Annotated in this window: 25 protein-coding genes and 1 pseudogene; 22 read left to right on the forward strand and 4 right to left on the reverse strand. The window is 67.8% G+C overall.

Annotation, left to right across the window (positions count from 1 at the left end; all coding sequences use genetic code 11):
* The first annotated feature begins 16 nt into the window (after positions 1 to 16).
* From ctaD to PYV00_RS14630, 10 genes are all read left to right on the forward strand, one after another.
* A complete protein-coding gene (gene ctaD, locus PYV00_RS14585; protein ID WP_275229023.1) occupies positions 17 to 1702 on the forward strand; it encodes a cytochrome c oxidase subunit I in 1686 nt (561 codons plus the stop codon).
* 115 nt (positions 1703 to 1817) lie between these two features.
* Entirely contained in the window at positions 1818 to 2726 is a 909-nt protein-coding gene (locus tag PYV00_RS14590; RefSeq protein ID WP_275229024.1) for a heme o synthase, read from the forward strand.
* Between the two features lie 112 nt (positions 2727 to 2838).
* Positions 2839 to 3429 (forward strand): cytochrome c oxidase assembly protein, encoded by a 591-nt coding sequence (locus PYV00_RS14595; protein ID WP_275229025.1) that lies wholly within the window; start codon positions 2839 to 2841, stop codon positions 3427 to 3429.
* Positions 3430 to 3496: 67 nt separating this feature from the next.
* On the forward strand, positions 3497 to 4318 hold the full coding sequence (locus PYV00_RS14600; RefSeq protein WP_275229026.1) for a cytochrome c oxidase subunit 3: 822 nt from the start codon (positions 3497 to 3499) through the stop codon (positions 4316 to 4318).
* Positions 4319 to 4333: 15 nt separating this feature from the next.
* Positions 4334 to 4720, forward strand: a complete 387-nt coding sequence (locus PYV00_RS14605; protein ID WP_275229027.1) for a DUF983 domain-containing protein — start codon at positions 4334 to 4336, stop codon at positions 4718 to 4720.
* The gene (locus tag PYV00_RS14610) at positions 4720 to 5307 is read left to right on the forward strand and encodes an SURF1 family protein (protein WP_275229028.1); all 588 of its coding nucleotides are present in this window, start codon (positions 4720 to 4722) and stop codon (positions 5305 to 5307) included. The genes PYV00_RS14605 and PYV00_RS14610 overlap by 1 nt, the downstream gene beginning before the upstream one ends.
* A 171-nt stretch (positions 5308 to 5478) precedes the next feature.
* Complete coding sequence (gene thrC / locus PYV00_RS14615; protein WP_275229029.1) at positions 5479 to 6879, forward strand: threonine synthase; 1401 nt, start codon at positions 5479 to 5481, stop codon at positions 6877 to 6879.
* Positions 6879 to 7817, forward strand: a complete 939-nt coding sequence (locus PYV00_RS14620) for a class I SAM-dependent methyltransferase (protein ID WP_275229030.1) — start codon at positions 6879 to 6881, stop codon at positions 7815 to 7817. Before thrC ends, PYV00_RS14620 begins: the two co-directional genes overlap by 1 nt.
* Before the next feature lie 79 nt (positions 7818 to 7896).
* Positions 7897 to 8541 (forward strand): class I SAM-dependent methyltransferase, encoded by a 645-nt coding sequence (locus PYV00_RS14625; RefSeq protein ID WP_275229031.1) that lies wholly within the window; start codon positions 7897 to 7899, stop codon positions 8539 to 8541.
* Between the two features lie 26 nt (positions 8542 to 8567).
* On the forward strand, positions 8568 to 9185 hold the full coding sequence (locus PYV00_RS14630) for a hypothetical protein (RefSeq protein WP_275229032.1): 618 nt from the start codon (positions 8568 to 8570) through the stop codon (positions 9183 to 9185).
* 124 nt (positions 9186 to 9309) lie between these two features.
* On the opposite strand, the gene PYV00_RS14635 is transcribed toward PYV00_RS14630, so the two are convergent.
* Positions 9310 to 10971 (reverse strand): aminotransferase class III-fold pyridoxal phosphate-dependent enzyme, encoded by a 1662-nt coding sequence (locus PYV00_RS14635; protein ID WP_275229033.1) that lies wholly within the window; start codon positions 10969 to 10971, stop codon positions 9310 to 9312.
* A 35-nt stretch (positions 10972 to 11006) separates the two neighbouring features.
* Between PYV00_RS14635 and asd the strand changes: the two genes are divergently transcribed.
* The 6 genes from asd to PYV00_RS14665 all read left to right on the forward strand — a co-directional run bounded on the left by asd (position 11007) and on the right by PYV00_RS14665 (position 14366).
* Positions 11007 to 11876 carry an archaetidylserine decarboxylase gene (gene asd / locus PYV00_RS14640; RefSeq protein WP_275229034.1) on the forward strand — a complete coding sequence of 290 codons (870 nt, stop codon included), beginning with the start codon at positions 11007 to 11009 and terminating at the stop codon, positions 11874 to 11876.
* 72 nt (positions 11877 to 11948) lie between these two features.
* A complete protein-coding gene (locus PYV00_RS14645) occupies positions 11949 to 12320 on the forward strand; it encodes a dihydroneopterin aldolase (RefSeq protein WP_275229113.1) in 372 nt (123 codons plus the stop codon).
* Complete coding sequence (locus tag PYV00_RS14650; protein WP_275229035.1) at positions 12320 to 12661, forward strand: Rossmann fold domain-containing protein; 342 nt, start codon at positions 12320 to 12322, stop codon at positions 12659 to 12661. Before PYV00_RS14645 ends, PYV00_RS14650 begins: the two co-directional genes overlap by 1 nt.
* Complete coding sequence (gene moaA / locus PYV00_RS14655; protein ID WP_275229036.1) at positions 12658 to 13662, forward strand: GTP 3',8-cyclase MoaA; 1005 nt, start codon at positions 12658 to 12660, stop codon at positions 13660 to 13662. Before PYV00_RS14650 ends, moaA begins: the two co-directional genes overlap by 4 nt.
* Positions 13663 to 13666: 4 nt before the next feature.
* Positions 13667 to 13909, forward strand: coding sequence for a MoaD/ThiS family protein (locus tag PYV00_RS14660; RefSeq protein WP_275229038.1), 243 nt, complete (start codon positions 13667 to 13669; stop codon positions 13907 to 13909).
* A gap of 1 nt (position 13910) precedes the next feature.
* Positions 13911 to 14366 (forward strand): molybdenum cofactor biosynthesis protein MoaE, encoded by a 456-nt coding sequence (locus tag PYV00_RS14665; RefSeq protein ID WP_275229114.1) that lies wholly within the window; start codon positions 13911 to 13913, stop codon positions 14364 to 14366.
* Positions 14367 to 14711: 345 nt separating this feature from the next.
* On the opposite strand, the gene PYV00_RS14670 is transcribed toward PYV00_RS14665, so the two are convergent.
* Entirely contained in the window at positions 14712 to 15245 is a 534-nt protein-coding gene (locus tag PYV00_RS14670) for a hypothetical protein (RefSeq protein ID WP_275229039.1), read from the reverse strand.
* Between the two features lie 323 nt (positions 15246 to 15568).
* Between PYV00_RS14670 and rplU the strand changes: the two are divergent.
* From rplU to PYV00_RS14690, 4 genes and pseudogenes are all read left to right on the forward strand, one after another.
* Positions 15569 to 15952, forward strand: a pseudogene (gene rplU, locus PYV00_RS14675) (50S ribosomal protein L21); the annotation flags it as partial.
* 30 nt (positions 15953 to 15982) lie between these two features.
* A complete protein-coding gene (gene rpmA, locus PYV00_RS14680; RefSeq protein ID WP_260043380.1) occupies positions 15983 to 16252 on the forward strand; it encodes a 50S ribosomal protein L27 in 270 nt (89 codons plus the stop codon).
* Positions 16253 to 16480: 228 nt separating this feature from the next.
* Positions 16481 to 17038 (forward strand): GNAT family N-acetyltransferase, encoded by a 558-nt coding sequence (locus tag PYV00_RS14685; protein ID WP_275229040.1) that lies wholly within the window; start codon positions 16481 to 16483, stop codon positions 17036 to 17038.
* A gap of 145 nt (positions 17039 to 17183) precedes the next feature.
* Complete coding sequence (locus PYV00_RS14690; protein ID WP_275229042.1) at positions 17184 to 17771, forward strand: GNAT family N-acetyltransferase; 588 nt, start codon at positions 17184 to 17186, stop codon at positions 17769 to 17771.
* Here the strand turns inward: PYV00_RS14690 and PYV00_RS14695 are convergent.
* Together PYV00_RS14695 and PYV00_RS14700 are read right to left on the reverse strand one after the other, a co-directional pair.
* Positions 17758 to 18489, reverse strand: a complete 732-nt coding sequence (locus PYV00_RS14695; RefSeq protein ID WP_275229043.1) for a YgfZ/GcvT domain-containing protein — start codon at positions 18487 to 18489, stop codon at positions 17758 to 17760. The two genes, PYV00_RS14690 and PYV00_RS14695, sit on opposite strands and share 14 nt — an antisense overlap.
* A 57-nt stretch (positions 18490 to 18546) precedes the next feature.
* On the reverse strand, positions 18547 to 19467 hold the full coding sequence (locus tag PYV00_RS14700) for a LysR family transcriptional regulator (protein WP_275229044.1): 921 nt from the start codon (positions 19465 to 19467) through the stop codon (positions 18547 to 18549).
* A gap of 103 nt (positions 19468 to 19570) precedes the next feature.
* Between PYV00_RS14700 and PYV00_RS14705 the strand changes: the two genes are divergently transcribed.
* Positions 19571 to 20269 carry a pirin family protein gene (locus PYV00_RS14705; protein WP_275229045.1) on the forward strand — a complete coding sequence of 233 codons (699 nt, stop codon included), beginning with the start codon at positions 19571 to 19573 and terminating at the stop codon, positions 20267 to 20269.
* Positions 20270 to 20296: 27 nt separating this feature from the next.
* The gene (locus PYV00_RS14710; RefSeq protein WP_275229046.1) at positions 20297 to 20878 is read left to right on the forward strand and encodes a nitroreductase family protein; all 582 of its coding nucleotides are present in this window, start codon (positions 20297 to 20299) and stop codon (positions 20876 to 20878) included.
* Positions 20879 to 20972: the final 94 nt, after the last annotated feature.

Here is a 20972-nt window from a genome sequence, read left to right on the forward strand (position 1 = left end):
CACAGGTCCCAGAATCATGGCAACCACCGCAGAACACTTCCAGGCCCACGGCGATGACCACGGCCACGCCGATCATGATCACAAGCCGGCGTTCTTCGCCCGCTGGTTCATGTCGACCAATCACAAGGACATCGGCACGATGTACCTGATCTTCGCGATCTTCGCGGGGATCGTGGGCGGCGCCTTCTCGGGCATGATGCGGCTGGAACTGGCCCATCCGGGCATCCAGTACCTTGATACCTTCGCCCGCTGGTTCGGCGCGACCAACCCGGATTTCAACGCGACGCTGCACACCTGGAACGTGCTGATCACCGCGCACGGCCTGATCATGGTGTTCTTCATGGTCATGCCCGCGATCATCGGCGGCTTCGGCAACTGGTTCGTGCCGATCATGATCGGCGCGCCGGACATGGCGTTCCCGCGCATGAACAACATCTCGTTCTGGCTGACCGTTGCCGGCTTCCTCTCGCTGATGACCTCGGCCTTCGTGCCCGGCGGCCTCGGCAACGGCGCGGGCACCGGCTGGACGGTCTACGCTCCGCTTTCGACGTACGGCTCCACCGGGCCGGCGGTCGATTTCGGCATCTTCGCGCTGCACCTTGCCGGTGCCGGCTCGATCATGGGCGCGATCAACTTCATCACCACCATCTTCAACATGCGCGCGCCGGGCATGACCATGCACAAGATGCCGCTGTTCGTGTGGTCGGTGCTGGTCACCGCGTTCCTGCTGCTGCTTTCGCTGCCCGTGCTCGCCGCGGCGATCACCATGCTGCTGACCGATCGCAACTTCGGCACCACCTTCTTCGATCCGGCCGGCGGCGGCGATCCGATCCTGTACCAGCACCTGTTCTGGTTCTTCGGCCACCCCGAAGTCTACATCATGATCCTGCCCGGCTTCGGCATCATCTCGCAGATCATCTCGACCTTCTCGAAGAAGCCGGTGTTCGGCTACCTCGGCATGGCCTACGCCATGGTCGCGATCGGCGTGGTCGGCTTCATCGTGTGGGCGCACCACATGTACACCACCGGCCTTTCGGTGAACACGAAGATGTACTTCACTGCCGCCACCATGGTCATCGCGGTGCCCACCGGCATCAAGATCTTCTCGTGGATCGCGACGATGTGGGGCGGTTCGGTCGAGTTCAAGTCGCCGATGGTCTGGGCGATGGGCTTCATCTTCCTGTTCACGGTCGGCGGCGTCACCGGCGTCGTGCTGGCGAACGGCGGCGTGGATGACGTGCTGCACGATACCTATTACGTCGTCGCGCACTTCCACTACGTGCTCTCGCTTGGCGCCGTGACCGCGCTCTTCGCCGGGTTCTACTACTGGTTCCCGAAGATGAGCGGCCGCTGGCACTCCGAACTGCTCGCGCACATCCACTTCTGGGTGTTCTTCGTGGGCGTGAACATGATCTTCTTCCCGATGCACTTCCTCGGGCTGCAGGGTATGCCGCGCCGTTATCCCGATTACGCCGAAGCCTATGCGCAGTGGAACTCGGTGGCCACCGATGGCTACATGATCATGGCGGCTTCGCTGGTGATCTGGTTCATCAACATCGCCTATGCATTCACCGCCGGCAAGAAGGCGGAAGGCAACTACTGGGGCGAAGGCGCGACGACGCTCGAATGGACACTGTCGAGCCCGCCGCCGTTCCACCAGTTCGAAACGCTGCCGGTGATCGAGGCGACTGCGCATCACTGAGCCCGGCCTTGCCCGGTCATCGCGATCCGCGCACGCCAATCCGGGGCCCCGCCATGGGTGCCCCGGATTTGTGCCTCGCAATGAACCGGCAAGGGTGTAGGATCGACAGGCAGCCATGACCGCGACGACAACCGCAAAGCATATCCCGGCCGACTGGCGCGATTTCTTCGCGCTGACCAAGCCCAGGGTGATGAGCCTGGTGATCTTCACCGGGCTGTGCGGGCTGATCGCCGCGCCCGAGCGGATTCATCCGGTGCTGGCCTTCACCGCGATCCTGTGCATCGCGGTGGGCGCGGGCGGCGCCGCCGCGCTCAACCAGTGGTGGGAAGCCGATCTCGATGCCGGGATGAAGCGCACCGCCGCGCGGCCGCTGCCCACTGGGCGGATCGGCCGCACCGACGCGCGCGATTTCGGCGTGGCGCTCTCGGTCGGATCGGTGCTGCTGATGGGGCTGGCGATCGGCTGGCTGGCCGCCGGCATCCTGGCCGTCTCGATCGTCTATTACGCGGTGGTCTATACGATCTGGCTCAAGCCGCGCACACCGCAGAACATCGTCATCGGCGGCGGTGCCGGCGCGTTCCCGCCGCTGATCGGCTGGGTCGCGGCCACGGGCCAGATCACGCTGATGCCGGTGCTGCTGTTCGCCATCATCTTCTTCTGGACGCCGCCGCACTTCTGGTCGCTCGCGCTGTTCGTGCAAAGCGATTACGCCAAGGTGGGTATCCCGATGCTGCCGGTGGTCGCGGGCGAGAAGGTCACGCGGCGCCAGATCCTGATCTATGCCGTCCTGCTGCTGCCGCTCAGCGTCCTGCCCTGGTGGGTCGGCGGTGCCGGCATGGTCTATGGCGCGTCGGCTTTCGCGCTGTCGTTGCTGTTCCTGGCGCTGTCGCTGCGCGTCGGGCTGCGCGAACGGACTGGCCCGGATGACCGGATGAAGCCGGAAAAGCAGCTTTTCGCCTATTCGGTGCTTTACCTCTTCGCGCTGTTCGCGGCGCTGGTGGTGGATCGGCTGGTGGGCGCATGACCGAGGGACCGGACCCCGAGCGCATCCGCCGCAGCCGCAATCGCGTGCTCGGGCTGCTGCTGGCCGCCTTCGTCGTGCTGGTGTTCTTCATCTCGATCGCGAAGATGGGCTGATGCCGGCCGTTGGAACCCTGCACAAACGCAACAAGCGAGTGGGCGTGATCGCGCTGGCCATGGCGGGCGCGATGCTGGGCCTCGGCTTCGCCTCGGTACCGCTTTACCGCATGTTCTGCCAGGTGACGGGATTCGACGGCACCACCCAGCGCGCCGACGAGGCCAAGGCCGCCAGCGTTTCCGTCACCGGGCACACGATCTCGATCCGCTTCGACGCCAATGTCGAGCGTGGCATGGACTGGCAGTTCAAGCCGCTGCAGGTGACCGACACGATCTCCATCGGCGCGCGTGACATGGCGCTGTTCTGGGCGAAGAACACGTCTGACCATGCGATCACCGGCATGGCCACGTTCAATGTCGAACCGGAATATGTCGGCAAATATTTCAACAAGATACAGTGCTTCTGCTTCACCGAGCAGACACTCAAGCCCGGGCAGGAAGTGCGTATGCCCGTGCTTTACTATGTAGACCCGGCCATCCTTGACGATCCCGATGCGAAGGACGTCGAGCAGATCACGCTGAGCTACACATTCCACCCCTCGGCGGACAGCGGCGCAAAGGCACTGGACCGTACCGGGTCGGGCGTTTAAGGGGCGCACGGGCTAACCATCGCGGCTTCCGCGCCGCAGGCATTCGAGAGACGGGGACGAAGGCATCATGGCCGGAACCAAGCACCACGATTACCACATTCTTCCGCCGGACATCGTCCCGCTGCTGACCACGATTGGCGCCTTCACCTTCACCTCGGGCATGGTGCTGTTCATGCACGACATGCCGGGTGGCCACTTCGTGCCCTGGCTGGGCCTGGCGCTGCTGCTGGCCTCGATGTTCGCGTGGTTCTCCAAGATCGTGAAGGAAGCGCACGCCGGCGATCACACCCCGGTGGTCCAGCTTCACCAGCGCTATGGCATGATCCTGTTCATCGCTTCGGAAGTGATGTTCTTCGTCGGCTGGTTCTGGGCCTTCTTCGATTTCTCGCTGTTCCCCTCGACGATCGCCGAGACGGTCGGCGGCCAGTGGCCGCCCAAGAGCATCGAGGCGGTGATGGACGCCTTCGACCTGCCGCTGCTCAACACGCTGATCCTGCTCTGCTCGGGCACCACGGTCACCTGGGCGCACCACGCGCTGATCCACGGCGATCGCGACGGGCTGAAGAAGGGCCTGTGGGCCACGGTGCTGCTGGGTATGCTGTTCACCTCGATCCAGGCTTACGAATATATCCACGCGCCGTTCCCGTTCGGCGTGAACACCTTCGGCTCGGCGTTCTACATGGCGACGGGCTTCCACGGCTTCCACGTCATCGTCGGCACGATCATGCTGATCGTCTGCCTGGTGCGCGCCTATCAGGGTGATTTCACGCCGCGCCAGCACTTCGGCTTCGAAGCCGCCGCCTGGTACTGGCACTTTGTCGACGTGGTCTGGCTGTTCCTCTTCGTCGCGGTCTATGTCTGGGGTGGCTGGGGCTACCCGACGCACTGACGGCCGGCGCGTTCCGTGGCCGATACCGAACCAGAACACGCAGGGCAGCCGGGGATCGCCTCGGCTGCCCTTTTCGGTCTGTGCCCGCGCTGCGGCGCGCGCACGCTGTTCGGCGGCCTTGCCAGCTTCGCCCCGCGCTGCCGCGTCTGCGGGCTGGATTTTTCCGGGTTCAACGTGGGTGACGGGCCGGCGGCCTTCCTCACGCTGATCGTCGGCGCGCTGATCGCGGTGCTGGCGATCTGGGTGCAGCTTTCGTTCGAACCGCCGTTCTGGGTCCATATCCTGCTCTGGGTGCCGCTGACGACGCTGGCGGTGGTCGGTGGGCTGCGCGCGGGCAAAGCGGCGCTGCTGGCCGCCGAATACCAGCGCCGCGCGGGCGAGGGCCGGCCGAGGGACGAGTGATGCGGCGCGTGCCTGTTTTCGCGACCCTGCTGGTCCTGGCCGCGGTCGCGACGATGATCGCGCTCGGCTTCTGGCAGATCCGGCGCCTGCACGAAAAGGAAGCGCTGCTCGCGCATTATGCCGCCGCGCAGGCGACGTCCGCCGAAGTGCCATGGCCGGCGGACGCGCAAGCAGCCCAAGCCGCGCTCTATCGCCATGCGCGAGTACTTTGCGGCAAGGTGCTCGATCGCACCAGCATCGCCGGGCGCAGCGCTCGCGGCGAGGCGGGGGTGGCGCAAGTGGCGGACTGCGCCTTGCCCGGCGGCGGCACGGCCCGCGTCGTGCTGGGCTGGTCGCGCCAGCCGGCGGCTGGGCTCGGCTGGCAAGGCGGCGAAGTGCGCGGCATCCTCGCGCCCGGCCCGCGCCTGGTCGCCGATCCGCCGCTGGCGGGGCTGGAGGCCAACGCGCCGCCCGATCCGGCGGAGATCCCCAACAACCACCTGGCTTATGCCGTCCAGTGGTTCCTGTTCGCGCTCACCGCGCTGGTGATCTATGCGCTGGCGCTGCGCAAGCGCTGGAACGCCGCGCCCGGAACGCCGCGCACCTGATTATCGGTCGATATGCTGGTGGTCGCGATGCCCAGCGCGAATCGGTGCGGGATGCAGCGCGCTGGCGCTGGCCTGATCGATGCGTCCCCGGCGTGCGAACCGCCAGTGAATAGGCCCGCGCTGCCGGAAGCGATTGCCACCGCGCGCGTGCGCGGCTAACCGCGCTTCGCAATGGATTATGTCAGCACCCGGGGAAGCGCGCAGGCGCTCGATTTCGCAGGCGCGACGCTGGCCGGGCTGGCGTCGGACGGCGGGCTCTATGTGCCGCGCGAATGGCCGCGCTTCACCGAGGCCGAGATCGCGGCGATGGCCGGGCGGCCTTACGCGGAGCTTGCCGCCACCGTCATGGCCCCGTTCGTCGGCGAAAGCCTGACGCGCGAACGCCTGCTGGACCTGTGCCGCGCCGCCTATGGCCGCTTCGCGCACAAGGCGGTGACGCCGGTGCGCCAGTTCGACGAGCAGCAGTGGCTGCTGGAGCTGTTCCACGGGCCCACGCTGGCGTTCAAGGACGTGGCGCTGCAATTGCTCGGGCTGCTGTTCGAGGAATTCCTCGGCCGGTCGGACCGTAACCTGACGATCGTGGGCGCGACCAGCGGCGATACCGGATCGGCGGCGATCGACGCGGTGGCGGGCCGCGCCAAGGTCGATATCTTCATGCTCCACCCGCGGGGCCGGGTGAGCGAGGTGCAGCGCCGGCAGATGACCACGGTGCTGGCGCCCAACGTGCACAACATCGCCATCGAAGGCAGCTTCGACGATGCGCAGGCGATGGTGAAGCGCATGTTCAACGATGCGGCGATGACCGACCGCTTCGCCATCGGCGCGGTGAATTCGATCAACTGGGCGCGGCTGATGGCGCAAGTGGTCTATTACTTCGCCGCCGGGCTCCAGCTTGGCGCGCCGCACCGCCCGGTCGCCTTCTCGGTGCCGACCGGCAATTTTGGCGACGTTTTCGCCGGCTACGTCGCTGCGAAGATGGGCCTGCCGGTCGAACGGCTGATCGTCGCCACCAACGTCAACGACATCCTCCACCGTGCGTTGACCAGCGGCGATTATTCACAAGGCACCGTCACGCCCACCGCCGCGCCTTCGATGGATATCCAGGTCTCCTCGAACTTCGAGCGGCTGCTGTTCGATCTCGGCGGCTGCGACGGGGCCGCGCTCGCCGCGCAGATGGCGGGGTTCGAGGCGACCAAGACGATGCAGCTCACCAATGCGCAGGCGCAAGGCGCGGCGGCGCTGTTCACGAGCGCGCGGGCCGATGCCGACGAGATGAGCCAGGCGATTCGCTGGGCCTGGGAGGAATGCGGCGAGCTGATCGACCCGCACACCGCCTGCGGCGTCCACGCGGCGCGCGGCGCCGGGATCGACAAGGGCGTGCCGGTGGTGACGCTGGCGACGGCGCATCCCGCCAAGTTCCCCGACGCGGTCGAGCGCGCCACGGGCCAGCGCCCCTCGCTGCCCGTGCGGGTGGGCGACCTGTTCGAGCGCGAGGAACGCTGCGTCGATCTGCCCGGCGATTACGCGGCGGTGACGGCCTATGTGGCGGAGCACGCGGTTCCCAAGGGCTGATGGCCGGCCTCGCGCAACAGCCCCTGATTCTCACCGGCGAGGGCTGGGCGGACTATGGGCTGGTCGATTCGGGCCATGGCCGCAAGCTGGAACGCTATGGCCCCTATCGCTTCATCCGGCCCGAGCCGCAGGCGCTGTGGACGCCGCGCCTGACGGACTGGGACGCGCATGGCGAATTCGTGCCCGGCTCCGACGAGGACGGCGGCGGGCGCTGGCAGTTCGACAAGCCGGTTCCCGAAAGCTGGCCGCTGGCCTGGCGCGAGGTGAAGTTCACCGCGCAATGCACGCCGTTCCGCCACCTGGGCTTCTTTCCCGACATGGCGCCGGTGTGGGACTGGATGCGCGAGATGCTGGATGGCGTCGGATCGGGGCCGGCCGCGCCGTCCCCCGCGCGCGGCACCGGCCCTGAGGGCGGACAGGGACTCTCCACCCTGAATCTGTTCGGCTACACCGGCGTCGGCACGCTGGCGCTCAGCGGGGCGGGGCCGGTGGCGCATGTCGATGCCTCGAAGAAGTCGGTGGCGCAGGCGCGCGAGAACGCGGCGCTTTCGGGGCTGGAGAATCGCCCGGTGCGCTGGCTGGTTGACGATGCGGCCAAGTTCGCCGCGCGCGAAGTGCGGCGCGAGCGGCGCTATGACGGGATCATCCTCGATCCGCCCAAGTTCGGGCGCGGCCCGAATGGCGAGACCTGGCGGCTGGAAGAGCATCTGCCGGCGCTGGTGGCCGATTGCCGCCGGCTGCTCGATGCACAAAGCCGCTTCCTGTTCCTCACCGTCTATGCCGTGCGCATGTCCTCGCTGGCGCTGGCCGGCCTGCTGGCCGAGCTGTTCGCCGACTTGCCCGGCACGGTCGAGCACGGCGAACTGGCGGTGCGCGAGGAGGGCGAGGGCGCCCGGCTGCTGCCCACGGCAATTTTCGCGCGCTGGCGCAACCCCTGAAATTTTTGCGCGCTGATCCGGCATGACGCACAACTGAAACATTGCCCATTCATGACGCCTTCCTGACAAGGAGTTCTGCGTGGACACAGTAATGCGGACCGAGGGTGTCGCTGCGGCCTATGACCGCTGGGCGCCCGTTTATGATCTCGTTTTCGGCAATGTCTTCAAGTCGGGCAGGCAGCAGGCGATCGAGGCGGCGGAAGCCGTCGGCGGGCGCGTGCTCGAAGTCGGCGTGGGCACCGGCATCTCGCTGCCGCTCTATGACCGGCGGCTGAAGCTGACCGGCATCGACATCGCCGATGCCATGCTCGACAAGGCGCGCGACCGGGTGCGTGAGCAGAAGCTCGACAATGTCGAGGATCTCGCGGTGATGGACGCCGAGAACCTGCGCTACGAGGCGGACAGCTTCGATGTCGTGGTGGCGCAGTATGTCGTCACCGCCGTGCCCAACCCGGAAGCCGCGCTCGACGAATTCGTCCGCGTGCTCAAGCCGGGCGGCGAGATCATCATCACGACCCGGATTGGCGCCAACAAGGGCGTGCGCGGCGGGATCGAGAAGGCGCTGATGCCGCTGACCAGCCGGCTCGGCTGGCGCACCGAGTTCCCGATGAGCCGCTATGAGGCCTGGGCGCGCGCGCATCCGCGCGTCACGCTGATCGAGCATCGGCCGCTGCCGCCGCTCGGACATTTTTCGCTTCTACGATACGGCAAATTGCCGGGCTGAACCTTCAAGCGAGAGCTGCCACACCCATGGGACAGAAGATCGAAAGTTTCCGCGAAACCCTGCGCGAGCAGCGCTGGGACGACCACCGCTATTACCATCACAGCCTGATCAACCAGAGCCTGCACTTCGTCAGCGCGGTCACGTTCCTGACCGCCTATGTGCTGGTGTGGAAAGACCCGGCGCTGGCCGCGCTGCTGGCCTGGGGCGTGGCGATGACGAGCCGGCAGGCCGGCCACTTCTTCTTCGAGCCGCGCGACTACGACTACGTCAACGATTGCACGCACGAGCACAAGGAAGAGATCAAGGTCGGCTACAACCTTGCCCGCAAGGTCGTGTTGATGGGCCTGTGGGCGCTGAGCCCGCTGGTGCTGCTGATCGATCCAACGCTGTTCGGCGTGTTCGAGCCGCATGTCGGCTTCGAGGAATTCGCGCGCCATGTCGGCCTGATGTGGCTGGTGCTGGGCGCGGGCGGTCTCGTGTTCCGGGTGGTGCAGCTGTTCTTCATCCGCGACATCGAGACCGGGCTGGTGTGGGGTGCCAAGATCCTCACCGACCCGTTCAACGATTTCCGCCTCTATTGCCGCTCGCCCGGCAAGCTGGTGCGCGCCGGCATCGAAAACCGCCGCTCCGCCAAGGCGGGCTGACAGACTGTCGGGCGTCCTCTTCGCGATTGCGAGGAGGACGAGCCCGGGCCGCAATCCAGAGCATCGCGGCATGATCGCTCTGGATTGCTTGGGCCATTGGCCGCGCAGTGACGAGGGCCCGATTTCAGTGCTTGCGCAACCGCGCATCGAAGAATTCACGCACCAGCCGCCGGTTCAGCTTGGGCGCGGCGTTGGCTTCGCCGCTCCACCACCAGCCGTCGTCCGCCATCGCTTTCGCCGCGCGCACGAAGCGTTCCTCGACTTCGGCGAAATCGGCCTCGGTATAGGCGAGGCTGAAGATGAACCGGCCGCTGCCGACCCAGCTCAGCGCCAGCCCCTCGGCGCGCAAGTAGAACTGGAGCATCCAGTGATAGCGCGACGCCTGCGTGTACCACACCGTCCAGATCGTCGAGAGATTGGCGACGCGCACCGGCAGGCCCTCGGCCGCAAGCCGGGCGTTGAGCCGTGTCGCCCGCGCGTCCCAGCACTCGTCGATGCCGTCATGCAGCGCCTTGCCCTCGGGCGTTTCCATGTGCCGCAGGAAGGCGTCCATCGCGCCCATGACGTAAGGGTGCGAGTTGAACGTGCCACGCGCGAAGCAGATGTCGGCGGGGCGATCCTCGCGGAAGCGCTTCATCAGGTCGGCCCGGCCGCACAGCACGCCCACCGGCAGTCCGCCGCCCAGCGTCTTGCCGTATGTCACCATGTCGGGCTTCAGGCCGAAATACTCGCAGGCGCCATGGCGCGCGAGGCGGAAGCCGGTGAACACCTCGTCGACGATCAGCGGCACGCCCGCCGCCTTGCACACGCCGGCCAGCCGGGCGAGCCAGGCGGCATAGTCCTCGCGCGATACGCGCCCGTCGCTCCGGCCCGTCACCAGCGTCGAATCGCCCGGCGCGTTGCGGTTGGGGTGCAGCGCCTGCAGCGGGTTGACCAGTACGCAGGCGATATCCCTGCGGCTGGCGATGACCTTGAGGCTCTGCTCGCTCATGTCGGCGAGCGTGTAAGTGTGGTCGGCCGGGATCGGGTTGCCGACGCCGGGCTGCACATCGCCCCACCAGCCGTGATAGGCACCGGCGAAGCGCACCAGATGCGTGCGCCCGGTGTGATAGCGCGCCAGCCGCACCGCCTGCATCACCGCCTCGGTGCCCGACATATGGAACGAGACCGCCTCGAGGCCCGAGATCGCCTGCAAGCGCCGCACGTTGTCGGCGACCACCGGGTGCAGCCCGGCCAGCGTCGGCCCCAGCTTCGCGGTCGTCGCCTCGCCTTCGGCCACCAGCCGGCGATAGGTGTCGACGCCCAGCAGGTTCACGCCATAGGAGCCGGTGAGATCATAGAAGCGGTTGCCGTCCAGATCGGTCAGCATCACGCCTTCGGCGGCTTCGTAGAAGTTGCCGGCCGAAAGGCATTCGCGCACCACCGGGCTGAACTGGAACGGCACGCGGTAAGTGCTGGTGAACTGGATGTCGGGAATGCCGTCGCGGATCTGGGCGGTATAGGCTGCGGTCTTCGCGAAGCGTTCGGCATAGAGCGCGGACAGTCGCGCGAAGCCGGCCTCGCGCGCCTGCGCCACGGCATCAGGTGCGTCATCGGCGCGGAAGAAGGCGGCGCGATCGAAGGCGTAGTTCGGCATCAGCCCGGCCACGCGCTTGGCCATGCGCGAATGGCCGGCGAGCGAGCGGTGCTTGGCCCGCGACAGTTGCAGCCGCGCGCGCGCCTTGTCGGCGGCGATCAGCGTTCCGGCGGCGCCGAGCAGCGCGGCAAGCAGCGTTTTCCTGTTCAAATTCCCTATCCTCCAGCGCGGCGGAGAGGCCAGCGATGAGCCTGCGTTCCGCCTTGAGCCGCATCGGCGCGCGGGAGGACCTCAATTTCCTCCTCACCAACCGCATTCCCCGCCACGCGCTGACCCGCTTCATGGGCTGGTTCAGCAAGCTGGAGACGCCGCCGGTGCGCGATGCGTCGCTCGCCCTATGGCGCTTGTTTTGTGACGTTGATCTGACAGATGCGGCCGAATCCCGCTTTCCCAGCCTGCACGCCGCCTTCATTCGCCGCCTGCGCGAAGGCGCGCGCGCGGTCGATGCCGATCCCATGGTGCTGGCCAGCCCCAGCGACGCCATCGTCGGCGCGTTCGGGCGAGTCGCGGCAGGCACCGCCCTGCAGATCAAGGGGATGCCCTATGCGCTGGCCGATCTGGTCGGCAGCGCCGAAGAGGCGGAATCGTTCCGCGACGGCTGGTATGTGACGCTGCGGCTGACGGCGGGCATGTATCACCGCTTCCACGCGCCGCATGACCTGGCCGTGGAGCAGGTGCGCTACATCTCGGGCGATACCTGGAACGTCAATCCGATCGCCCTGAAGCGCGTCGAGCGCCTGTTCTGCCGCAACGAGCGCGCGCCGATCGCGGTGCGGCTGGACCGGGGCGGGCACCGGCTGATGCTGGTCCCGGTCGCGGCGGTGCTGGTCGCCAGCATCCGCCTGCCCTGGCTCGATGCCGGGCGCAACGTGCGTGCCGGCGGCGAAGGCGTCCGCCCGTCGGCCGCGCGTTTCGCCAAGGGCGAGGAAATGGGCTGGTTCGAGCATGGCTCGACCATCGTCGTGCTCGCGCCCGCCAGCTTCGCGCCCGCGCCCGGGATTGCCGAGGGCAGGCCGATCCGCATGGGCGAGGCGCTGCTGCATCTGCCCGGCTGACGGCCCCGGACTGGACTTCGATGCCGCGAAATGCCAAGCGCGGCTCTTGTCCTCCAGCCGGAAAAGAGCGCTTTGGCCGACAGCCTGATCCTTGAAGTCGCCGATTTCGAAGTCGATGTCCTGACCGGGATCTATTCGGAAGAGACCGGCCAGCCCCAGCCGCTGCGCATCTCGATCGCCGCCAGGCTGAAGCCGATCCCGCGCTACGCGCCCGATACGCCGCTTTCCGCCAGCAAGAACTACATGGACCTGAAGTTCGCCGCGTCCGAGGCGTTTCCGCCGGGGATGCATTTCAAGCTGATCGAGGCGGTGGCCGATCATGTCTGCGAGACGCTGTTCCTGCAGGACGGGCGGATCGAGGCGGTGACGGTCAAGATCGTCAAGCTGGCGATCAGCGAGAATGGCGAGCACATCGGCATAACCCTGACGCGCGAGCGCCGGTGATGCCCATGCTGCGCGTGGAAAGCCTGCCGGAAGGGCCGCTCGATGCCGCCGCCGCGTTCCATGCCAGCCTGCTTCCCCAGGCGCTGGCCGCGCTGGGCCGGGGCGAAGACCTCACGCTGGTGTTCCCGCCGGCTGGCCATGCGCATCGCGCCTGGCGGCTCGCGGCGGTGCAGGCGCTGGCGCGCGAACATGCGCCGCTCAGGGTCAATGCGCTGGAGAGCGACGATGCCACGGCGATTCGCGCGGCGGACGCCTGGCTTGCCGGCGCGCCGGGCATGACCGGGCAGCTCTTGCCGCTCGATGGTAATGGCGCCGGGCCGGTGCTATATCAGTCGCCATGACCGGCCCCACTCTCCTTGTCGACCAGTTCCAGCGCAGGATCACCTACTTGCGCCTGTCGGTGACGGACCGCTGCGACTTGCGCTGCGCCTATTGCATGCCCGAGCGGATGACCTTCCTGCCGCGCAAGGACGTGCTGAGCCTTGAGGAGCTGCACGATCTCGCGCTCGGCTTCATTGCCCGGGGCATCACCAAGATCCGCCTGACCGGCGGCGAGCCGCTGGTGCGGCGCGACATGATGGAGCTGGTGCGCGCACTGGGCCGCAAGGTGGGAGACGGGCTCGACGAGCTGACGATGACCACCAATGGCACGCGCCTGGCCGAATTCGCCGAGGACCTGTTCGCGGCCGGGGTGCGGCGCATCAACGTCTCGCTCGATACGCTGGACCGGGATCGGTTCGTCCGGCTGGCGCGCCGCGATTCGCTGGCGCAAGTGCTCGAAGGGCTGGCGGCGGCGAGGGCCGTCGGGCTCAGGGTCAAGCTCAACACCGTCGCGCTCAAGGGCATCAACGAGGATGAGCTTCCCGAAATCGTCGCCTGGGCGCACGGGCAGGGCTTCGAGGCGACGCTGATCGAAGTGATGCCGCTGGGCGAGATCGAGGAAGACCGCTTCGATCACTACCTGCCGCTCTCGGCGGTGCGCGACCGGCTGGAACGGCGCTGGACGCTGACCGAAAGCGAGCATCGCAGCGGCGGCCCTGCGCGCTATGTCGACGTGGCCGAAACTGGCGGCCGGCTGGGCCTGATCACGCCGCTGACCAACAATTTCTGCGAGGGCTGCAACCGCATCCGCGTGACCGCCACGGGGCAGCTCTACGCTTGCCTTGGCGGCAACGAGCAAGTCGATCTGCGCGCCGCGCTGCGCTCGGACGATCCGCAAGGCCGGCTGGACGCGGCGCTCGATCTGGCGATGCGGATCAAGCCGGCGCGCCACCACTTCGCCATCGATGGGCACGGGCAGGCGCCCGCGCTTTCACGCCATATGTCGATGACCGGCGGTTAGGTTCATGCCGTTGAAGCTGGTGTTCCTGGGGCGGCTTGAAGACGTGGCCGGCGCGCCCGACCGCGAGGTGGCCGGGGCCGATTCGATCGAGGGCGTGCTGGCCGCGCTCGAACCGGAACTGGCGGCGGCGCTGCGCGAGCCCCGGATCAGGCTGGCGGTCAACGGCGTGCTGCTGGCGGGCGGCGATGCGCCGGCGCTCAGCCACGGGGACGAGATCGCCTTCCTGCCCCCGGTCAGCGGTGGCTGACATGGACGCAGGCGCCAGCGACGTCAGGCTGCTGACCGAAAGCTTCGATCCGGCGGCGGCGCTGGGCGCCTTCACCGATGCCCATCGCGCGGCGGGCGGCGTGGTCGGCTTCATCGGGCAAGTGCGCGCGGGCGACGGGGTGGAGGCGCTGGAACTGCGGCACTACGATCCGATCACGCTGCCCGCGATGTGCGATCTGGCCGGGCGCGTGCGCGCGCGCTGGGCGCTGGACGGGCTGCTGATCGTCCACCGCACCGGCGTGATGCACCCGGGCGATCCGATCGTGCTGGTCGCCGCCGCCGCGCGCCATCGCCGCGATGCCTTTGCCGCCGCGGATTTCGCGATGGATCACCTCAAGTCCGAAAGCTGGTTCTGGAAGCGTGAGAAGGCGCATGGCGCATGGCGCTGGATCGAGCCGCGCGCCGAGGATTTCGAGGATATCCGCCGCTGGGGCTGAGCGGGCCGGCGCGGCGCGAATCTTCGTTTCGTTTGATATCGGTCAAGGCGCTGGCCGGCGAGGGGCGCAAAGCGTTTCGCGTGGGCTTCGCTTCGGCCGTGAGACTGGCACGGTCGGGGCGAGGCCCCAAAGGCCATCGCGACGAAGCGACGATCACGACACAGCGCGCATAGTGACACTTCGGGCGGATGGTCGGGCGCGTGGCAGCGGCCGCTCCGGCTGCCGACGCCATCTTCGCGTTCGACAGGGGCGGGGGGCTCTTGCCCGCCTGAAGGACCCCTTCCCTCGCAAGGGGGGAGGGGTCATTCCTCGCAAGGGGGGAGGGGTCATTTCCTGCCGGTGGGTTCAGCCGCGCAGCCGGGCGGCAAGGCCGTCGATGGCCTGATTCTCCTCGCTCACCATGGCATCGATCCGGTTGCGCGCCTCGGCGATGGCGAGCGCGGAGGGCGAAGGCGGCGCTCCGGCGCCAGCGTCGCGCTCGGCGACGTAGAGTTGGTCAAGCTCGGCCAGGGCGGTGACGGCGGTGCTGCGCGCCGCTTCCAGATCGGCGATCGCGACTTGCGCGGAAATCCACGTTTCGCTGGCGACACCCGCGCCGCGCGCGGCGCTGACCGCGCGTTCGGCGGTGCCGCGCCTGGCCTCGAACGCGGCATGGCCCTTGCCGGCGCCGGCCAGCAGGCCGGCGAGCCGCGCCTGCAGGTCGGCGCTGGCCGGCGGCGGGACGGGCGTGGGCGCGCCTTCGCCGGGAACCGGCTGCGCGGTGAGCGCGACTCGCTCGGCATCGCGCAGCGCGAGCGAGGGATAGTCCCCGGTGGAAGCGCAGGCGGCGACGAGAATCGGCAGGACCAGAAGGGTGAGACGGGCAGGAGCGCGGGCCATGGCGCCTGCCATAGCATGGCCGCCACGGATCGCGAGCCGGATTTGGTCGGAGCAGGCAGGCCGGGGCCCTGCCGCAAGCGCGGCGGATCCGATGCAGCCGCAAGCGCGGTGAATCCGATTCAAACGCCCGGTCCCCCGTTGACAGCGCCGGGACGTTCGACTAACGGCACCTCTCTTTCCGGCCCCCGTGCCCACACGGGGTGTCCGGCGCGTCGCCCGCAAGGATACCCGATCAAGGCCGTTTCGGCCTTCTTCGGTTTCACAGCGGCCGGGGCAGGTTGTTTCGGCTCGTTTTCGGGCAATTGGATTTAGGTAAGGGCACCATGTTCGCAGTAGTGCGCACGGGCGGCAAGCAGTATCGGGTTGCCGCCGGAGACAAGATCGCGGTCGAGAAGCTGGCGGGTGAAGCCGGTGAGACGATCACTCTGGGCGACGTCCTGCTCGCCGGCAGCGAAGGCGAGATCGCCGACGCGGCGGGTGTCACGGTTTCGGCCGAGATCATCGCGCAGGCGAAGAGCGAGAAGGTGATCGTCTTCAAGAAGCGTCGCCGCCACAACTATCGCCGCAAGGCCGGCCATCGCCAGCAGATGACGCTGCTGCGCATCCTCTCGGTCGGTGGCGAGGACAAGAAGGCCGCCAAGCCGAAGAAGGCCGCCGCCAAGCCCGCTGGCGAAGCGGAAGCTCCCGCCGTCGAAGCCCCCGCGGCCGACGCCGAATAAGATCTGGAGTAGTACGAGATGGCACACAAGAAAGCTGGCGGTTCATCGCGTAACGGTCGCGACTCCGCGGGCCGTCGCCTCGGCGTGAAGAAGTTCGGCGGTCAGGAAGTGGTCGGCGGCAACATCATCATTCGCCAGCGCGGCACCAAGGTCTATCCCGGCGTCAATGTCGGCATGGGCAAGGATCATACGCTGTTCGCCCTCGCCGAGGGCCGCGTGCGTTTCCACGATGGCAAGCTGGGCCGTAAATACGTCTCGGTAGACGCCATGGCGGAAGCCGCCGAATAATCGGATGGTCGATGACGGGGCCATCCTGCGGGATTGGCCCTGCCGGACGCACTGAAGCCCGGCCAGCGTGAAGGGAGAGGGCCAGTCCCGCTCCCTTTTTTCGTGTCTCCCTCACTTTGCCGGCACGATCCGCGTGGAAATGCGTTCCGCGTCGTAAACTGCCGTAACGCCAGTGTAATCCGCGTCGCCTAAGCGGCCGGCGCGGGGCAGACGAGTGGAGGAATTCGCATGTTCGTTCGCAGCCCAAGGCTGTTCCTGCGCCCGCCCTGGGCCGAGGACTGGCGCGAGATCCGCGCGGGCATCGCCGACGAGGCGATCGTGCGCAACCTCGCGACCGTGCCGTGGCCCTATACCGAGGATCACGCCCGCCAGTTCGCGCAACAGGCGCAGGAGCGGCATTTGCCGCATTTCCTGATGACGCTGCCGGATGTGCCCCAGGCGCCGGTTATCGGTTGCATCGGGCTTTCGCGGCGCGAGCGCGGCGAAGTCGAGCTGGGCTACTGGGTCGCGCGCGCGCACTGGGGCCGGGGCTATGCCAGCGAGGCGGCCCGTGCCGTGCTGCCGCTCGCCCGGATGCTGGGCCACAGGCGGATCGTCGCCGGCCACTTCGCGGACAATCCGGCCTCGGGCCGGGTGCTGCTTAAGGCTGGCTTCCGCCCGACCGGCTTTCGGGCCGAGCGTTACAGCGAGGGGCGCAAGGCGCTGGCGCAGACGGTCGAATACGCGCTCTCGCTGGATGCGCCGTGCGATTTCGATGGCGACGAGCCGCTTTCGATGGCGGCCTGAAGAGGCGCTTCGAACCGGGCGAGGGGGCCGCGTCAGGCCCCCTTCCGGGGCATCGCGCGCGCTGCCCATCCTGACGCAATTGTCGTGCAATCCGCGCCTGCTTCCGCCATGGTCCGTCATGCGGGAAGAAGGATGGAAAGACACAATGTTCATCCGCACGGAGAGGCTTTTCCTCCGGCCAGGCTGGCCGGAAGATCTGGACGAATTGCTGGCGGTGCTGCGCGATGACGCGGTCCTGCGCAATCTTGCGCTCGCGCCGCTGCCGGGCACGGCCGAGGAGGCGCGCGAATACCTCGCGCGGCCACGCCACCGGCTGCTGCCCAACTTCTTCATCTATGCGCGAAGCTTCGGCGGCCCGCGCCTGGTCGGCGGGATCGGGCTGGGGCGCGATGGCGACGATGTGGAACTGGGCTACTGGATCGTGCGGGCCCATCGCGGCAAGGGCTATGCGGCCGAAGCGGTGCGCGCGGTGCTGGCGCAGGCGCGGATGCTGGGCCATCGCCAGATCGTCGCGCGCCATTTCGCGGATAACGAGACATCGGCGCGCGTGCTGGAAAGCACCGGCTTCAAGCCCACCGGGGAAACCCGCCCGCGCTTCAGCACCGGGCGCGGCGGGGAAGCGCCCGCGATGCTCTATGTGGCGGTGCTGTCGGAAAATTCCGCGCGGCCCGATGGCGCCGGCACGCGCGCGCGCCGGAATCCGGGGCCGGAGCAATACCTCAAGCGAGCTTGAGCCAGTCCGGTGCCAGCGCGGGATCGATATCCTCGATCCGCAAATGATCGACCGCGAGGGCCAGTTCGGGATAGGCGGCGCGGCGGCGCTTCTCGTCCGAACGGCCCAGCGGCACGACGATCAGCCGGCGGTTGACCTTCTGCCGCCAGTTCATCCGCGCGGTGTTTTCCTGCCCCACGTAGCAGCCCTTGGCAAAGTTCACGCCGTTCAGCTCGACCGCGTTGCATTCGAGCCATAGCGTCGCGTCCTGCCCCAGCTCGGCCTGTCCTTCGGCCACGCCGAGCGCCAGGCGATGCGCGCGCCAGGCGGCATCGGCGCTTTCGTCGGTTTCGTCGACCGGGGCGATCCAGCGTTCGCCCAGCGCCGGCAGGCGCGGATCGCTGGCCGCGCCGTCGCCGGTGTGCGGGCGCCAGTGCACCGCCAGGGTATCGTCGCGCGCGATGGCGATCGCGCGGCGCAGGCGGTAGAGTGAAAGGCGCCGCGCCAGAAGGTCGGCCGCGGCGGCCTCGCAATCGATCAGCAGGTCATCGCCCGCCGGCCAGACGATGAAATCGAACAGCGCCTTGCCTTGCGGGCTCAGCAGCGCGGCCCAAGCCGGCAGCACGCCTTTCACATCATTGGTGACGAGGCCCTGGAGGAAATCGGCGACATCCTCGCCGCTCCCCTCGCGGGGGGACAGGCGGATCACGGCGCGATCGAACAGGCGGGTTGCGGTCATGCGGGCAAGGTGGGGATGCGGGCCGGGGTTGGCAATCGCCGGCTGGGGCGCATGTGCCTATCGCGGGCATTGTCCATCGCCGGCCGCCAGCCGTTCGCGCATCGCGTCGAGCACCCAGATGGCGGCGGGGCCGGGTGGGGCATCCTTGCGCCAGAGCGCGACCAGCGCATAGTCCATCGCCGGCCGTTCGGGCAGCGCCAGCTCGATCAGCGCGCCGCTGGCCAGATCCTCGCGCACCGCGTGGCGCGGCATCGAGCCCCAGCCGATGCCCTGCCGCAGCAGCGCGTGCTTGGCGCCAAGGTCCGCCAGCCGCCACGAGCGCGGGCTGAACACCGAGAAATCGCGCCCGGCGGTAAGCGGCGAACGATCGGTCAGGACCAGCTGCAAGTGCTTGCGCGCTTCGCCCGGCGCGATCCGCGCCATCCGGGCCAGCGGGTGATCGGGCGCTGCCACCGGCACCAGCTCGACCGCGCCCACTGCCTCGCGTTCCAGTTCGGGCAGGTCGAGGATGTCGGGCCCCGCGATCCCCAGCGTGGCGCGGCGATCGAGCACCAGGGCGGCGATCCCGCCCAGCGCCTCGACATGGAGGCGCAGCGGGACGCTGGGAAACATCGCCTGGAAATCGCGCAGCAGGCGGGCCAGCGCATCGCCGGGCACCATCACGTCCACTGCCAGCGAGAGTTCGGCCTCCAGCCCCTGGCGCAGGCTGCGCACTTTGGCGAGCAGCGCATCGACATCGTCGGACACCGCGTGCGCCTCGGACAGCAGCGCCTGCCCCGCCGTGGTCAGGCGCGGGCGGCGCGAGCCTTCGCGATCGAACAGGCGCACGTCGAGCTGCGCTTCGAGCTGGGCGACGGCATAGCTGACCACCGAGATCGCCCGCCCCAGCTTTTGCGCGGCGCGGTTGAAGCTGCCTTCCTCGACGACGGCAAGGAACACGCGCAAGTGATCGAGGCTGGGCGGGACGAGATCAACCATTCAACTTTCTCGAATATCTTGGCCGATTTTATCCCAATTATCCGATAGCGCCGCAAGCCCTATCTGCCCGTCATCACAACACTTCACGACGGGAGCAACGGACATGATCGAACTTCGCCCTTTCAACACGCTCGGCGCCGCCAATCACGGCTGGCTCGACGCGCACCACCACTTTTCCTTCGCCAGCTATCATGACCCGGATCGGACCAACTGGGGTCGCCTGCGGGTGTGGAACGATGATACGATCGCGCCGAAGACGGGCTTTCCCACCCATCCGCACCACGACATGGAAATCATCACTTATGTGCGCAAGGGCGCCATCACCCACCGCGACAGCCTGGGCAACGAAGGCCGCACCGAGGCGGGCGACGTGCAGGTGATGAGCGCGGGCACTGGCATCCAGCATTCCGAATACAACCTGGAGGACGAGGAAACCACGCTCTTCCAGATCTGGATCCTGCCCGATCGGCGCGGTGAGAAGCCGAGCTGGGGCGCGCGTCCGTTCCCCAGGGAAGACCGCGCCGGCAAGTTCGTGACGCTGGCTTCGGGGATCGCGGGGGACGGCGATGTCCTGCCGATCCGCGCCGATGCCCGCGTGCTGGGCGCCACCGTGCGCGCCGGTGACAGCGTGACTTATCCGACCGAGCCTGGCCGCCATGCCTATCTCGTGCCCGCGAAAGGCCGGGTCAGGGTGGGCGAGGTCGAGGCCAATGCCCGCGACGGCATCGCCGTCACCGGGCTCGACAGCATTACCGTAACCGCGATCGAGGATGCTGAACTGGTCCTCGTCGACGCCGCCTGATTACCCACAACCCGAAAGGATATTGCCATGACCGAACGCCATGAAGCCAACCCCCGCGTCGAAAAGCTGTTCGTCGATCGCTGGTCGCCGCGCGCCTTCGACGGCAGCGAGATTCCGCAGGCGGATCTGGACGTGATCTTCGAAGCCGCCGGCTGGGCGCCTTCGGCCTTCAACGCGCAGCCCTGGACGTTCCTCTACGCGCGGCGCGGCGATGCCAACTGGGATCGCTTCCTCTCGCTGCTGGTCGAATTCAACCAGGGTTGGGCCAAGGATGCCTCGGTGCTGGTCTTCGTCGTCTCGGATACGCAGATGCGTTCGGAAAAGGGCAATTCGGACAACCATAGCCACAGCTTCGATGCCGGCGCGGCCTGGGCGCAGATGGCGCTGCAGGCGACCGCCATGGGCTATCACGCCCACGGCATGACCGGCGTCGATTTCGCCCGGGCCGTGACCGAACTGGGCATCCCGGCCGACCACCGGCTCGAAGCGGCGGTGGCGATTGGCAAGCAGGCGCCCAAGGAGAAGCTGCCCGACTACCTTCAGGAACGGGAAGTGCCGAGCGGCCGCAAGGCGATCGGCGAATTCGCGAAAGCCGGCAACTTCGGCTGATTCCCCCCGCCAGCCGGCTTTCCCACAGGCCCGGTCCGCGTCCTCCCTCGCGCGGATCGGGCCTTCTTTTTGGCCTGCGAGGTTAAGGTGGTCC

It is taken from the genome of Novosphingobium album (ex Liu et al. 2023), assembly GCF_029076845.1.
In the GTDB taxonomy this organism is placed as follows: domain Bacteria; phylum Pseudomonadota; class Alphaproteobacteria; order Sphingomonadales; family Sphingomonadaceae; genus Novosphingobium.

What these genes read in the sequence shown, in the direction of transcription:
- ctaD (WP_275229023.1), top strand. Translation starts at nt 17, where the DNA reads ATGGCAACCACCGCAGAACACTTCCAGGCCCACGGCGATGACCACGGC.
- PYV00_RS14590 (WP_275229024.1), top strand. Translation starts at nt 1,818, where the DNA reads ATGACCGCGACGACAACCGCAAAGCATATCCCGGCCGACTGGCGCGAT.
- PYV00_RS14595 (WP_275229025.1), top strand. Translation starts at nt 2,839, where the DNA reads ATGCCGGCCGTTGGAACCCTGCACAAACGCAACAAGCGAGTGGGCGTG.
- PYV00_RS14600 (WP_275229026.1), top strand. Translation starts at nt 3,497, where the DNA reads ATGGCCGGAACCAAGCACCACGATTACCACATTCTTCCGCCGGACATC.
- PYV00_RS14610 (WP_275229028.1), top strand. Translation starts at nt 4,720, where the DNA reads ATGCGGCGCGTGCCTGTTTTCGCGACCCTGCTGGTCCTGGCCGCGGTC.
- thrC (WP_275229029.1), top strand. Translation starts at nt 5,479, where the DNA reads ATGGATTATGTCAGCACCCGGGGAAGCGCGCAGGCGCTCGATTTCGCA.
- PYV00_RS14620 (WP_275229030.1), top strand. Translation starts at nt 6,879, where the DNA reads ATGGCCGGCCTCGCGCAACAGCCCCTGATTCTCACCGGCGAGGGCTGG.
- PYV00_RS14630 (WP_275229032.1), top strand. Translation starts at nt 8,568, where the DNA reads ATGGGACAGAAGATCGAAAGTTTCCGCGAAACCCTGCGCGAGCAGCGC.
- asd (WP_275229034.1), top strand. Translation starts at nt 11,007, where the DNA reads ATGAGCCTGCGTTCCGCCTTGAGCCGCATCGGCGCGCGGGAGGACCTC.
- PYV00_RS14650 (WP_275229035.1), top strand. Translation starts at nt 12,320, where the DNA reads ATGCCCATGCTGCGCGTGGAAAGCCTGCCGGAAGGGCCGCTCGATGCC.
- moaA (WP_275229036.1), top strand. Translation starts at nt 12,658, where the DNA reads ATGACCGGCCCCACTCTCCTTGTCGACCAGTTCCAGCGCAGGATCACC.
- PYV00_RS14660 (WP_275229038.1), top strand. Translation starts at nt 13,667, where the DNA reads ATGCCGTTGAAGCTGGTGTTCCTGGGGCGGCTTGAAGACGTGGCCGGC.
- PYV00_RS14665 (WP_275229114.1), top strand. Translation starts at nt 13,911, where the DNA reads ATGGACGCAGGCGCCAGCGACGTCAGGCTGCTGACCGAAAGCTTCGAT.
- PYV00_RS14670 (WP_275229039.1), bottom strand. Translation starts at nt 15,245, where the DNA reads ATGGCCCGCGCTCCTGCCCGTCTCACCCTTCTGGTCCTGCCGATTCTC.
- rpmA (WP_260043380.1), top strand. Translation starts at nt 15,983, where the DNA reads ATGGCACACAAGAAAGCTGGCGGTTCATCGCGTAACGGTCGCGACTCC.
- PYV00_RS14685 (WP_275229040.1), top strand. Translation starts at nt 16,481, where the DNA reads ATGTTCGTTCGCAGCCCAAGGCTGTTCCTGCGCCCGCCCTGGGCCGAG.
- PYV00_RS14690 (WP_275229042.1), top strand. Translation starts at nt 17,184, where the DNA reads ATGTTCATCCGCACGGAGAGGCTTTTCCTCCGGCCAGGCTGGCCGGAA.
- PYV00_RS14695 (WP_275229043.1), bottom strand. Translation starts at nt 18,489, where the DNA reads ATGACCGCAACCCGCCTGTTCGATCGCGCCGTGATCCGCCTGTCCCCC.
- PYV00_RS14700 (WP_275229044.1), bottom strand. Translation starts at nt 19,467, where the DNA reads ATGGTTGATCTCGTCCCGCCCAGCCTCGATCACTTGCGCGTGTTCCTT.
- PYV00_RS14705 (WP_275229045.1), top strand. Translation starts at nt 19,571, where the DNA reads ATGATCGAACTTCGCCCTTTCAACACGCTCGGCGCCGCCAATCACGGC.
- PYV00_RS14710 (WP_275229046.1), top strand. Translation starts at nt 20,297, where the DNA reads ATGACCGAACGCCATGAAGCCAACCCCCGCGTCGAAAAGCTGTTCGTC.